Source organism: Streptomyces sp. NPDC004721 (assembly GCF_053601495.1).
The window spans coordinates 1-12,368 of the sequence record NZ_JBSGBZ010000010.1; the positions used below are offsets into that span (position 1 = coordinate 1).

8 protein-coding genes are annotated in these 12,368 nt (G+C 71.5%); 6 read left to right on the forward strand and 2 right to left on the reverse strand.

The genetic code is table 11. From position 1 onward, the window contains the following. The 5 genes from ACWEK3_RS11245 to ACWEK3_RS11265 all read left to right on the forward strand — a co-directional run. A partial coding sequence (locus ACWEK3_RS11245; RefSeq protein WP_390727817.1) for an alpha-glucosidase C-terminal domain-containing protein occupies positions 1-381 on the forward strand: 381 nt, incomplete at its 5' end. A gap of 29 nt (positions 382-410) precedes the next feature. Next, positions 411-1,799 carry a maltokinase N-terminal cap-like domain-containing protein gene (locus ACWEK3_RS11250; RefSeq protein ID WP_453249550.1) on the forward strand — a complete coding sequence of 463 codons (1,389 nt, stop codon included), beginning with the start codon at positions 411-413 and terminating at the stop codon, positions 1,797-1,799. Positions 1,800-1,803: 4 nt separating this feature from the next. Beyond that, complete coding sequence (glgB, locus tag ACWEK3_RS11255; RefSeq protein WP_453249551.1) at positions 1,804-4,038, forward strand: 1,4-alpha-glucan branching enzyme; 2,235 nt, start codon at positions 1,804-1,806, stop codon at positions 4,036-4,038. A 133-nt stretch (positions 4,039-4,171) separates the two neighbouring features. Then, positions 4,172-6,079, forward strand: a complete 1,908-nt coding sequence (locus tag ACWEK3_RS11260) for an AMP-dependent synthetase/ligase (RefSeq protein ID WP_450545977.1) — start codon at positions 4,172-4,174, stop codon at positions 6,077-6,079. Between the two features lie 229 nt (positions 6,080-6,308). Beyond that, complete coding sequence (locus ACWEK3_RS11265) at positions 6,309-6,743, forward strand: ATP-binding protein (RefSeq protein ID WP_361410543.1); 435 nt, start codon at positions 6,309-6,311, stop codon at positions 6,741-6,743. 83 nt (positions 6,744-6,826) lie between these two features. Here ACWEK3_RS11265 and ACWEK3_RS11270 read toward each other — a convergent pair whose 3' ends face one another. Beyond that, entirely contained in the window at positions 6,827-7,198 is a 372-nt protein-coding gene (locus ACWEK3_RS11270) for a PRC-barrel domain-containing protein (protein ID WP_390875690.1), read from the reverse strand. Positions 7,199-7,353: 155 nt separating this feature from the next. Next, positions 7,354-7,773 carry an STAS domain-containing protein gene (locus tag ACWEK3_RS11275; protein WP_453249552.1) on the reverse strand — a complete coding sequence of 140 codons (420 nt, stop codon included), beginning with the start codon at positions 7,771-7,773 and terminating at the stop codon, positions 7,354-7,356. 314 nt (positions 7,774-8,087) lie between these two features. Here ACWEK3_RS11275 and ACWEK3_RS11280 point away from each other — a divergent pair, with 314 nt between their 5' ends. After that, positions 8,088-12,362, forward strand: coding sequence for a HAMP domain-containing protein (locus tag ACWEK3_RS11280; RefSeq protein WP_453249553.1), 4,275 nt, complete (start codon positions 8,088-8,090; stop codon positions 12,360-12,362). The last annotated feature ends 6 nt before the right edge of the window (positions 12,363-12,368 follow it).

Sequence of the window (12,368 nt, forward strand, 5' to 3'; positions counted from 1 at the left end):
GTCACCAACGTCGAAGCGTCGATGTCCTCCCCCTCGTCGCTGCTGCACTGGACCCGCCGCATGATCGAGATCCGCAAACAGAACCCCGCCTTCGGACTCGGCTCCTTCACCGAACTCCAGTCCTCCAACCCCGCGGTCATCGCCTTCCTCCGCGAGTACAAGGACGACCTGGTCCTGTGCGTCCACAACTTCTCCCGCTTCGCCCAGCCCACCGAACTCGACCTGCGGGCCTTCCAGGAACGCCACCCGGTCGAGCTCATCGGCGGAGTCCGCTTCCCGGCCATCGGTGAACTCCCCTACCTGCTCACCCTGGCCGGCCACGGGTTCTACTGGTTCCGGCTCACCGCCAACGTCGCATCCCGGACCGGCCGACGCGTGTGAGCGTGCGGCCGACGAAAGGAGGCGTGACCATGCCGAAGACCGCGTCGCTGACGCCGAGCGCCGCGAGCCTGGCCGGGCCCATGGCCTCGCTCAACTCGCTGCTGCGCGAATGGCTGCCGCAGCAGCGCTGGTTCGCCGGCAAGGACCGGCCCGTCACCGATCTGCGTCTGCTGTCGATGACGGAGCTGTTCCCGGGCTGTCTGCATCTGCTCGTCCACGCCGAGCACGCGGGCGTCCCCTCCGGTCCCGGCACGGTCCCCGCCCCCACCGGAACGCCCGCCGCGCCGCCCGCCGACTGCTACCAACTGCTGCTCGGCGTACGGCGGCAGCCGGCCCCGCGCCTGCACCGGGCGTTCATCGGCCGCCCCGAGGAGGGGCCGCTGGCCGGCCTCGCGATCTACGACGCGCTGTGCGACCCGCGTTCGGCCCAGCTGCTCCTGGACCGGATGCGCCACCCCGGCGCCTCGGGGCCGCTGCACTTCGAGGCGGACCCGTCCGTACTGATCCCCGGTGACCTGGTGCCCAGGCTGCTGGACGCCGAGCAGTCCAACTCCTCGATCGTGTACGGGGACGAGTTCATCCTGAAGGTGTTCCGCCGCATCCAGCCGGGCGTCAACCCGGACCTGGAGGTGCCGTGGGCCCTGGCCGGGCAGGACTGCACCCGGGTGCCCGCTCCGGTGGCCTGGTTCCACACCACGCAACCGGAGCCCGCGACACTCGGGGTGCTCCAGCCGTTCCTGCGCGACGCGGCCGACGGCTGGACGCTGGCCCTGCGGGCCCTGGCCACCGGTGACGACTTCACCACCCAGGCGCACCAGTTGGGGCAGGCGACCGCGGAGGTCCACCTGGCGCTGGCCGGTGCCTTCCCCACCGGCGCCCACCAGGACATCGCGCGCACCGCCGCGACGATGACCGAGCATCTGGAGGCCGCCGCGCACAGCGTCGCCGCGCTGCGCCCGTACGCGACCCGGCTGCGCACCGCGTTCGCCGCGCTGGCCAGCTGCGACGCCGGGCCGCCCGCCCAGCGCGTGCACGGCGACCTGCACCTCGGCCAGGTACTGCGGGCCGGGCGCGAGTGGTTCGTCATCGACTTCGAGGGCGAGCCGTCGCGTCCGCTCGCCGAGCGCCGCATCCCCGAGTCCCCGGTGCGGGACGTGGCGGGGATGCTGCGCTCCTTCGACTACGCCGCCCGCCAGCGCCGCCCCTGGCGCCCGGAGTGGGCGCGCCGCTGCCGGGAGGCGTACTGCGCCGGCTACGCCTCCCGGGCCGGCTGGGACCCCCGTAAGAAACACGCCCTGCTGCGGGCCTACGAGACGGACCGTGCCGTGTACGAAGTGCTGTACGAGGCCCGGCACCGCCCCGACTGGCTCGCCGTACCGATGGCGGCGATCGAACGTCTCGCCGTGAGAGGAGGCTGAACCGGTGGCACTGCGCGACACGTCACTTCCCGAGCCGTCCGGCCCCGTCCTGCCCGCGGCGGCACGGGCCCGAACGGCCCCGCCGCTCGATCCCGCCGACCGTGAGCGCCTGCTGTCCGGCGCCCACCACGACCCGCACGCGCTGCTCGGCGCGCATCCGGTGCCGGGCGGGATCGCCCTGCGGGTGCTGCGTCCCTTCGCCCGCGCGGTGAGCGTGGTCGTGGACGGCGAGCGCACCCCGCTCGCCTCGGAGGGCGACGGGTTGTTCTCGGCCGTACTGCCCCTGGCCGCTGTCCCCGACTACACCCTGGTGGTCGGCTACGAGCGGGACGAGTACGAGGTCCACGACCCCTACCGCTTCCTGCCCGCCCTCGGCGAGCTGGACCTGCACCTGATCCGGGAAGGCCGGCACGAGCAGCTGTGGCAGGCGCTGGGCGCGGAGCCGATGACCCACCAGGGCGTGCGGGGCACCCGGTTCACGGTGTGGGCGCCGAACGCCCGGGGCGTGCGGGTGGCCGGCGACTTCAGCCACTGGGACGGGACCGCCTTCCCGATGCGTTCGCTGGGCGCGGCGGGCGTCTGGGAGCTGTTCCTGCCCGGGATCGGCGAGGGCGCGAAGTACAAGTTCGAGATCACCTCGCAGTACGGCGGCCGGTTCCTCAAGGCCGACCCGATGGCCCGGCGCACCGAGGTGCCGCCCGCCACCGCGTCCGTCGTGACGGCCGCCCACCACGAGTGGGGCGACCAGGAGTGGATGGCACACCGCGCGGACACCCCGGTGCACGAGGCGCCGTTCTCGGTGTACGAGGTCCACCTGCCGTCCTGGCGGCCGGGGCTGACGTACCGCGAACTGGCCGAGCGACTGCCCGCGTACGTCAAGGACCTCGGCTTCACGCACGTGGAGCTGATGCCCGTGGCCGAGCACCCCTTCGGACCGTCCTGGGGCTACCAGGTCACCTCCTACTACGCCCCGACCGCGCGTCTGGGCTCGCCGGACGACTTCCGGTACTTCGTCGACGCCTGCCACCGGGCCGGGATCGGCGTGATCATGGACTGGGTGCCGGCGCACTTCCCCAAGGACGACTGGGCGCTGGCCCGCTTCGACGGGGACCCGCTGTACGAGCCGGGGAACGCGCAGCGCGCCGAGCACCCCGACTGGGGGACGTACGAGTTCGACTTCGCCCGCACGGAGGTGCGCAACTTCCTCGTCGCCAACGCCGTGTACTGGTGCGAGGAGTTCCACGTCGACGGCCTGCGCGTGGACGCGGTGGCCTCCATGCTCTACCTGGACTACTCGCGCGACTCCGACCAGTGGACGCCCAACGCGTACGGCGGCCGGGAGGACCTGGACGCGATGGCGTTCCTCCAGGAGATGAACGCCACCGTGTACCGGCGCGCCCCGGGCGTGGTGACCATCGCCGAGGAGTCGACCGCCTGGGGCGGGGTGACCGCGCCGACCGACGGCGGCGGCCTGGGCTTCGGGCTGAAGTGGAACATGGGCTGGATGCACGACTCGCTCCAGTACATGAGCAAGGAGCCGGTGCACCGCAAGTACCACCACCACGAGATGACCTTCGCGATGGTGTACGCCTACAGCGAGAACTACGTCCTGCCGATCTCGCACGACGAGGTGGTGCACGGCAAGCGGGCGCTGGTGTCGAAGATGCCCGGCGACTGGTGGCAGCGACGCGCGAACCACCGCGCGTACCTGGGCTTCATGTGGGCCCATCCCGGCAAGCAACTACTGTTCATGGGCCAGGAGTTCGCCCAGGGCGGCGAGTTCTCCGAGCAGCACGGGCCCGAGTGGTGGCTGCTCGACGAGGACTACTGCGCCGCGGGCGACCACCGCGGGGTGCAGGACCTGGTGCGCGACCTCAACACGCTCTACCGGGCCACTCCGGCCCTGTGGCAGCGCGACACCCGGCCCGAGGGCTTCCGCTGGGTGGCCGTGGACGCAGCCGACGACAACGTCTACGCGTTCCTGCGCCATGACGCGGCCGGCGCCCCGCTGCTGGCGGTGTCGAACTTCTCCCCCGTGGTGCGCGAGGACTACCGCCTGGACGTGCCGGGCGAGGTCACCGCATGGCGCGAGGTCCTGAACACCGACGCCGCCCGCTACGGCGGCGGCGGCGTCGCCAACCGCGGGCCGCTCGAACCGGAGGGCGGTCCGGAGGACGGGCACATCAGGCTCACGCTTCCCCCGCTCGCCACACTCTGGCTGACTCCGTACCCCGCCTGAGCGGGCGGGGGCGGGGGAAACGGGGCTACTTCCCGGTTCGGGGCCCGTGACGCGCTGACCTGGGCTACATTCGATCCGCGTCGACCACCCCACTCATCGGCGGAGTCACCTCCGTAAACCCCAGGAGCAGCGCATGCGCGACTTCGCCCTCGCTCCGTCCGCCGTCGCCCCGCTGACCGGCGGGCTCGCCGACAGCGTCTTCGAGACCGCGCAGACCCGTCCCACCCTGCCGGTGCTCGCGCGCCGCGCCGGCCCCTCCTCCCCGGTGTGGGAGGAGGTGACCGCCGTGGAGCTGCGGGACCAGGTGACCGACCTGGCCAGAGGGCTGGTCGCCGCCAAGATCTCGCCCGGCCACCGTGTGGCGGTCATGGCCCGCACCCGGTACGAGTGGACGGTCCTCGCGTACGCGCTGTGGGCGGTCGGCGCCGAGGTCGTCCCGATCTACCCGACCTCCTCGCGCGAGCAGGTCGAGTGGATCCTGCGGGACTCCGAGTGCGTGGCCGTCGTCGTCGAGGACGAGCAGGGCGTGATGACGGTCGGCCCGGTGTGCGCGACGCTGCCCCGGCTCCGGCACGTGTGGCAGCTGGACGCGGGGGCGCTGGAGCACCTGGTGCAACGGGGAGCGGTGATACCACCGACCACGGTGGACTCGCTGCGCCGGATCGTGCTGCCGGACGCGACCGCGGCGATCGCGTACACCTCCGGCACGACGGGCCGCGCCCTGGGCTGCGCGCTGAGCCACCGCGCGCTGGCGAGCCCCTGCGACACGCTGCTGGCCGGCTGGGGGCACACCGCCGCGCCGCCCGGTGAGCAGGCGTCGGTGCTCGCCTTCCTGCCCTTCTCGCACGTGTACGGGCTGATGGTCCAGGGCCTGTGCATCCGCGGCGGCATCCTGATGGGCCACGAACCGGAGCTGGGCGAGGAGGCCCTGACGTCGGCGCTGCGCACGTTCAGGCCGACGTACTTCTACGCCGTGCCCTCCGTCTTCGAGAAGATCTACAAGAACTTCCTGCACACGGCCCGGCAGGCCGGCCGCGGCGCGCTGTTCGAGCGGGCGGCCGACACCGCCCGGGACTTCGCCGCGGCGCTGGAGCGGCAGCGGCTGGACCGGGGTCCGGGCCCCGGGCTCGACCTGCGGCTGCAACACGCCCTGTACGAGCGGACGGTGTACCGCAAGCTGCGGACAGCGCTGGGCGGCAGGGTGGTCCGCGCCACCTCCGGCGGCTCCCCGCTCAGCCGCGAACTCACCTTGTTCTACGAGGGCATCGGCATCTACGTGCACGACGGATACGGGCTCACGGAGACCGCGGGCGGCATCACCATGCAGCCGCTGGGCCGGGAGAAGTCGGGGACCGTGGGCACGGCGCTGCCGGGCACGGCGATCGAGGTCGCGGACGACGGGGAGATCCTGGTCCAGGGGCCGTCGGTGTTCCAGGGGTATGTGGGCGACGAGGCCGCGACCCGGGCCGCGCTGCGTGACGGCTGGCTGGCCACGGGCGACATCGGAAAACTGGACGCCGAGGGTTATCTGACGATCACCGGGCGCAAGAAGGACATCATCGTCACCAGCGGAGGCAAGAGCGTGGCCCCGGCCCCGCTGGAGCAGCGGCTGCGGATGCATCCGCTGGTCCACCAGGCGGTCGTCGTGGGCGACAACCGGCCCTGCGTGGGGGCGCTGATCACCCTGGACCCGGAGTTCCTGGCCCACTGGCGTGCCGCGCTGGCGTTGCAGGGTGACGCGCCGGAGCAGGAGGCGCGTGAGGAGAACGCGCTGCGGGAGGAGATCGAGCGGGCGGTCGCCGCCGCGAACAGCGCCGTCTCCCGCTCGGAGTCCATCCGGGTCTTCCGGGTGCTGCCCGCGCCCTTCGACGTGGCCGGCGGGCTGCTCACACCGTCGATGAAGCTGCGCAGGGACGTCATCGTACGGCACTACGCGGTCGAGATCGACGCCATGTACCAGGCGCGGAGCCGCTCCCCACGCCGGGACACCGCGCACGACCCGATGGCCGACTGGGACGACTCCGACAACGTCTTCCGCTGACGCGGGCGGGAAAACACGGGACCCGTACCGGGCCGGCTGCCCGCTGCCTGATTCCCTGCCGCCGACCGCATCCTGCCCGCTCAGGGCTGCCGTCCGCCCCCTGCCGACTCCCTGCCTTCCGCTGCCTGCGACGCCCAAGCGTAGGCTCCGCGCCCCTGGGAACAAGACAGTGGACGCAAGGGAAAGAAAGGACGACAGCCCGGCCGACGGGGCCGGGCCGGAAGGCGAGATGGCATTCGAGCCGCCTGGGGACGACACACTGGCCAGCGAGGGCATTCCGAGCCGCACCGCCCGCTTCGCGGGTGAGTTGCACCATGTCACGGGCGCGCGACTCGCCGCGGAGGAGTTCCTCGACGAGGTCGCACGGCTCTCGCTGCCGGCGGCACCCGAGCACTGGGACGACATCCTGCTGGTCGTCACGGAACTCGCGGCGAACGCGGTGCAGTACGCGCCGGGGCCGTTCGAGCTGCGGATGCGGCGCACCTTCGACGGGGTGCACGTGACGCTCAGCGACACCAGCACCACACAGCCGGCCCCGCGGCCGTTCCGCCCCAGCCGGGGCGGCGGCGGCATCGGCTGGCACCTGATCCACACCCTGTGCGACCAGGTGAGCGTGGTGGTCAACGATCACGGCAAGGACGTGCACGTCTTCCTGCCCTGGTGAGTCCCGATCACCCGGAGCCCCGGCTGCGGACGGGGTCCGGGCTCGGTCGCGGTGTCAGGACCCGACCGGCGGGCCGCACCGGTTCAGGCGCTGGTCGCCTCGCGGGGCGGAAGCCCGTGGTAGTAGGCACCCACCCGCGTCAGATACTCCGGGTCCCTGGTCTCGCTGTCGGTCCTGAAGGGCGGCGCCGCCTTGATCTGCCCGCGCGAACAGGCCACCGTGATCCTCCGCTCCGCGGAGTCGATGCCGGCGACCATGCCGACCGGCACCAGCATGCTCCTGCCGAACACCCACACCCCGGTGTCCACGACCAGGTGCCGCATCCCGGAGTGACCGCCCTCCCGGTCCACGTGGCCCACGGTGCCGTCGGTGGCGACGACGGTGAAGCCGGTCAGGTCCTCTTCCTCGGTACGAGCGACCTGCGGCGGATACGACCAGATTCTTTCTATGGTCACGCTGCTCCTTCCTCCCCGGGCTGACGTGTCACGAGCCTCGGGCCGGTGGTCCCGGTCCGACGGCTCCCACCGCACCAACTACCCTTCTCCGACCCCGGCATTCGGCGCCGAGCCGCGAAGGGCGGGGGTGCGGGAGGCCCGGTCGCCGCGCGGGCTCAGATCGCCGGCCGACGAGCGGGCCCGGTGGCGTCCTCGGGCGCGGAGATGTCCTGGGGCGCGGAGATGTTCTCGGGCCGGCAGGTGAGCAGTTCCAGCGTTCCGGTCATGTCCAGCAGCCGTTCCAGGACGGCCGGACGCTCGTCCAGGTGGAGTGCGACGCCCGCCTCGACCACGAGGCGCCGGATCTGGAGCAGCACGGACAGGCCGGAGGAGTCGACGCTCTCGAGTCGCGAGAACTCCAGGCGAACGTCGGCGACCGGGTGCCGGGCCGCGTGGCGCCGGGTGAGCACCGCGGTCACCGCGTCCAGGAGTTGGCCGCGGGTGAGGTAGTCGAGGTCGCCTCCCACGCCAACCACGACGACGGATCCACGGGTCTCCACGGAGAGGCTGAAGGGCGAAGGCGGCATTGTTGTCATACGAGGTTTCCGGGGCCGGGGTCTTCGGGTTCTTCCGCACGGGGCGTCATGCGGTACGCCATGCGGTCAAAACGTCCGCGTACCCCTGAAGCCCGAGGTCATGCACGGCGTGCGGGGGCGAATTCACCGGGCCGGATATTGACGCACGTGTTTTGTTCGGGGCGGGCCGAGTGGGTTAGCCTGCGACGTATTTCTCATCACGCAGATCCGTGAAATCGCGGAAATGCACGCACGTCGGCGGGCCCGCGGCGGCCCGTTGGAGATGTCCGAGTCCTCACCGGCGAGGACTCCTGGGGAGCGGGACGAGGGTGCGCATGACCAGCGACAGAACCGAGGTCCTCGACGCCGTTCCGGGCGACCGGGAGCTGCGGCAGCTCCTGGCCGGCCTGACGGCCGTACGGGACGGCGACTTCGGCACGCGCCTGCCGGAGGACGCCGACGGGCTCATGGGCGACATCGCGACCGTGTTCAACGGGATGGTCGACCAGTTGTCCGTGTTCACCTCCGAAGTCACCCGGGTGGCCCGGGAGGTCGGCACCGAGGGCACGCTCGGCGGTCAGGCGGAGGTGCCGGGGGTCTCGGGCACCTGGGCCGATCTGACCGACTCGGTCAATGCCATGGCGGGCAATCTCACCACCCAGGTGCGTGACATCGCGCAGGTGGCGACGGCGGTGGCCAAGGGCGATCTGTCGCAGAAGATCGACGTGCCCGCGCGCGGCGAGATCCTGCAACTGAAGGAGACCGTCAACACGATGGTCGACCAGCTCTCCGCCTTCGCCGACGAAGTCACCCGCGTCGCCCGTGAGGTCGGCACCGAAGGACGCCTCGGCGGGCAGGCAAAGGTGCCCAGCGTGGCGGGTGTGTGGCGGGACCTGACCGACTCCGTCAACTTCATGGCGGGCAACCTCACCGCGCAGGTCCGCAATGTCGCCCAGGTGACGACCGCGGTGGCCAAGGGCGACCTCTCCCAGAAAATCACCGTCGACGCCCGCGGCGAAATCCTCGAACTCAAGAACACCATCAACACGATGGTCGACCAACTCTCCGCCTTCGCCGACGAAGTCACCCGCGTCGCCCGCGAAGTCGGCACCGAAGGACGCCTCGGCGGACAGGCCGACGTCCAGGGCGTCAAGGGCACCTGGCGGGACCTGACCGACTCCGTCAACTTCATGGCGGGCAACCTCACCGCGCAGGTCCGCAATGTCGCCCAGGTGGCGACGGCGGTCGCCGAGGGCGACCTCTCCCAGAAAATCACCGTCGACGCCCGCGGCGAAATCCTCGAACTCAAGAACACCATCAACACGATGGTCGACCAGCTCTCCGCCTTCGCCGACGAAGTCACCCGCGTCGCCCGCGAGGTCGGCACCGAAGGACGCCTCGGCGGGCAGGCCGACGTCCAGGGCGTCTCCGGGACGTGGAAGGACCTCACCGACAACGTCAACGTGATGGCGTCCAACCTGACCGGGCAGGTCCGCTCGATCGCCCAGGTGGCCACCGCCGTTGCCCGCGGCGATCTGTCCCGCAAGATCACGGTCGAGGCCGAGGGCGAGGTCGCCGCCCTGGCCGACGTGATCAACACGATGGTCGACACCCTGTCCGCGTTCGCCGACGAGGTCACCCGCGTCGCCCGTGAGGTCGGAACGGAAGGACGCCTCGGCGGACAGGCCCACGTGCCCAACGTCGCGGGCACCTGGAAGGACCTGACCGACAACGTCAACTCGATGGCGAACAACCTCACCGGTCAGGTGCGCAACATCGCTCTGGTGACGACCGCGGTGGCCAGGGGCGACCTGTCGAAGAAGATCGACGTCGACGCGCGCGGCGAGATCCTGGAGCTGAAGACGACCATCAACACGATGGTCGACACCCTCTCCGCCTTCGCCGACGAGGTCACCCGCGTCGCCCGCGAGGTCGGCACCGAGGGGCGCCTCGGCGGACAGGCCGAGGTGGAGGGCGTCTCGGGCACCTGGAAGCGGCTCACGGAGAACGTCAACGAGCTGGCCGGCAACCTGACCCGGCAGGTGCGGGCGATCGGCGCGGTGGCCAGTGCCGTGGCGGAGGGCGACCTGACCCGCTCGATCACCGTGGAGGCCTCCGGCGAGGTCGCCGAACTCAAGGACAACATCAACTCCATGGTGGAGTCCCTGCGCGAGACCACCCGGGCCAACCAGGAGCAGGACTGGCTCAAGTCCAACCTGGCGCGGATCACCAGCCTGATGCAGGGCCACCGCGACCTGCCGGTCGTGGCCGAGCTGATCATGGACGAGCTGACCCCGCTGGTGTCGGCCCAGTACGGCGCCTTCTATCTGGCCGAGGACGGCGAGCGCGGCCCCGAACTGCGGCTCGTCGGCTCCTACGGCAGGCCCGACGACGACCGGCCCACCCGCTTCTCCTTCGGCCGCTCACTGGTCGGCCAGGCCGCGCGCAGCCGCCGTACCATCACGGTCGGCGAACTGCCGGCGGGGTACGTCACCATCTCCTCCGGGCTCGGCCAGGCGGTGCCGACCGAGCTGATCCTGCTGCCGATCCTGTTCGAGGACCAGGTCCTCGGCGTCATCGAGCTGGCGTCGGTCACCGCGTTCACGCCGGTCCACCGGGACTTCCTGGAGCAGTTGCGCGAAGCCCTCGGGGTCAACGTCAACACCATCGTGGCCAACGCCCGCACCGACGAGCTGCTCGACGAGTCCCAGCGGCTGACGGCCGAACTCCAGTCCCGCTCGGCCGAGTTGCAGTCGCAGCAGGACGAGCTCCAGCGCTCCAACGCCGAACTGGAGGACAAGGCCTCGCTGCTGGCGGAGCAGAACCGCGACATCGAGGCGAAGAACCTCCAGATCGAGCAGGCCCGGCAGGAACTGGAGGCCCGCGCCCAGCAGTTGTCGCTGGCCTCGAAGTACAAGTCGGAGTTCCTGGCGAACATGAGCCACGAGCTGCGCACCCCGCTCAACAGCCTGCTGATCCTGGCCCAGTTGCTCGCCCAGAACCCCTCGCGCAACCTCACCCCGAAGCAGGTCGAGTACGCGGGGATCATCCATTCCGCGGGCAGTGACCTGCTCCAGCTGATCAACGACATCCTGGATCTGTCGAAGGTCGAGGCGGGCAAGATGGACGTCACCCCGGAGCGGGTGTCGCTGCGCCAGCTCATCGACTACGTCGAGGCCACCTTCCAGCCGATGACGACGCAGAAGGGCCTCCAGTTCGCGGTCACCACCGCGGCGGGCGCGCCCGCGGACCTGCTCACCGACGACTCCCGGTTGCGCCAGATCCTGCGCAACCTGCTGTCCAACGCGGTGAAGTTCACCGAGCAGGGCGGCGTCGAGCTGTGCATCGAGCCGGCCGCGGACGACGAGGTGCCCGAGGGCGTCGTGCGGGGCGGCGCGGTCGTGGCCTTCCGGGTCAAGGACACCGGCATCGGCATCCCGGAACAACACCTGGAGACGATCTTCGGCGCCTTCCAGCAGGCGGACGGCACCACCAGCCGCAAGTACGGCGGGACCGGTCTCGGGCTGTCCATCACGCGGGAGATCGCGCATCTGCTCGGCGGCGCCGTCGCCGTGGACAGCGTGCCCGGCCGGGGCAGCACGTTCACGCTCTTCCTGCCGGTGGCCCGCCCCGACTTCGAGCAGGTGCTCGGCGGCGGCCGGACCCCGCAGAAGGCGCCGGCCGAGCTGGTGCCGGCCGCCGCGGCTGACCGGGAGGGCGCGCGGGCGCACTCGGGCGGCGACGGGCCGCGCAGGCGGCGGCTGCTGGTCGTCGAGGAGCGTTCCCGCGGGCTGCTGACCCTGGTCGCCGAGAGCGTGGTCGCGGACGTGGTCCGGCACAGCGCCGACGACGCGGGAGCGCTGCCCACCGTGGACGTCATCACCGCCATGGGGGCGCAGGAGGCGGCGGGGGCGCTGGCCGCCGAGCCGTGCCACTGCGTCGTCCTCGACCTGGACATGCCCGAGCGGGAGGCGTCCCGGTTCCTCCGGGCGCTTCAGGGCGACTCGGCGCTGGCGGGCGTACCGGTGCTCGTGCACAGCGGTCGGCGTCCGGACGTGGCCCGGGCGGAGGCGCTGCGCTCGCGCGGGGACGACGGATCGCTGGAGTTCCTCTCCAGCCTCGACGAGTTGCGCGAGCGCATCGCCCTGCACCTGTCGGCCGAGGAGCCGGGGGACGTGCTGTCCCTGGTGCGGGCCGAGGAGCCGCAGGACCTCGCGCCGCCCGTCGACGGCGCCTTCGCGGGCCGTACCGTCCTCGTCGTCGACGACGACGCGCGCAACCTGTTCGCGCTCAGCGGGATCCTGGAACTGCACGGCTACCGGGTGCTGCACGCGGAGAACGGGCGCAAGGGCATCGAGACGCTGGTCGGCAACCCCGACGTCGCGCTCGTCCTGATGGACGTGATGATGCCGGAGATGGACGGCTACACCGCGACGTCCGAGATCCGCAGGCTGCCGCAGTACGTCGAGCTGCCGATCATCGCCGTCACCGCGAAGGCGATGCCCGGGGACCGGGAGAAGTCGCTGGCGTCCGGGGCGAGCGACTACGTCACCAAGCCCGTCGACACGGACGACCTCATCGCCCGCGTCCGGCACTGGCTGTCCGCGTGAGCGCGT

Coding starts and splice junctions, on each gene's coding strand:
- ACWEK3_RS11280 (WP_453249553.1), top strand. CDS start 8,088: ATGACCAGCGACAGAACCGAGGTCCTCGACGCCGTTCCGGGCGACCGG.
- ACWEK3_RS11250 (WP_453249550.1), top strand. CDS start 411: ATGCCGAAGACCGCGTCGCTGACGCCGAGCGCCGCGAGCCTGGCCGGG.
- ACWEK3_RS11275 (WP_453249552.1), bottom strand. CDS start 7,773: ATGACAACAATGCCGCCTTCGCCCTTCAGCCTCTCCGTGGAGACCCGT.
- ACWEK3_RS11260 (WP_450545977.1), top strand. CDS start 4,172: ATGCGCGACTTCGCCCTCGCTCCGTCCGCCGTCGCCCCGCTGACCGGC.
- ACWEK3_RS11265 (WP_361410543.1), top strand. CDS start 6,309: ATGGCATTCGAGCCGCCTGGGGACGACACACTGGCCAGCGAGGGCATT.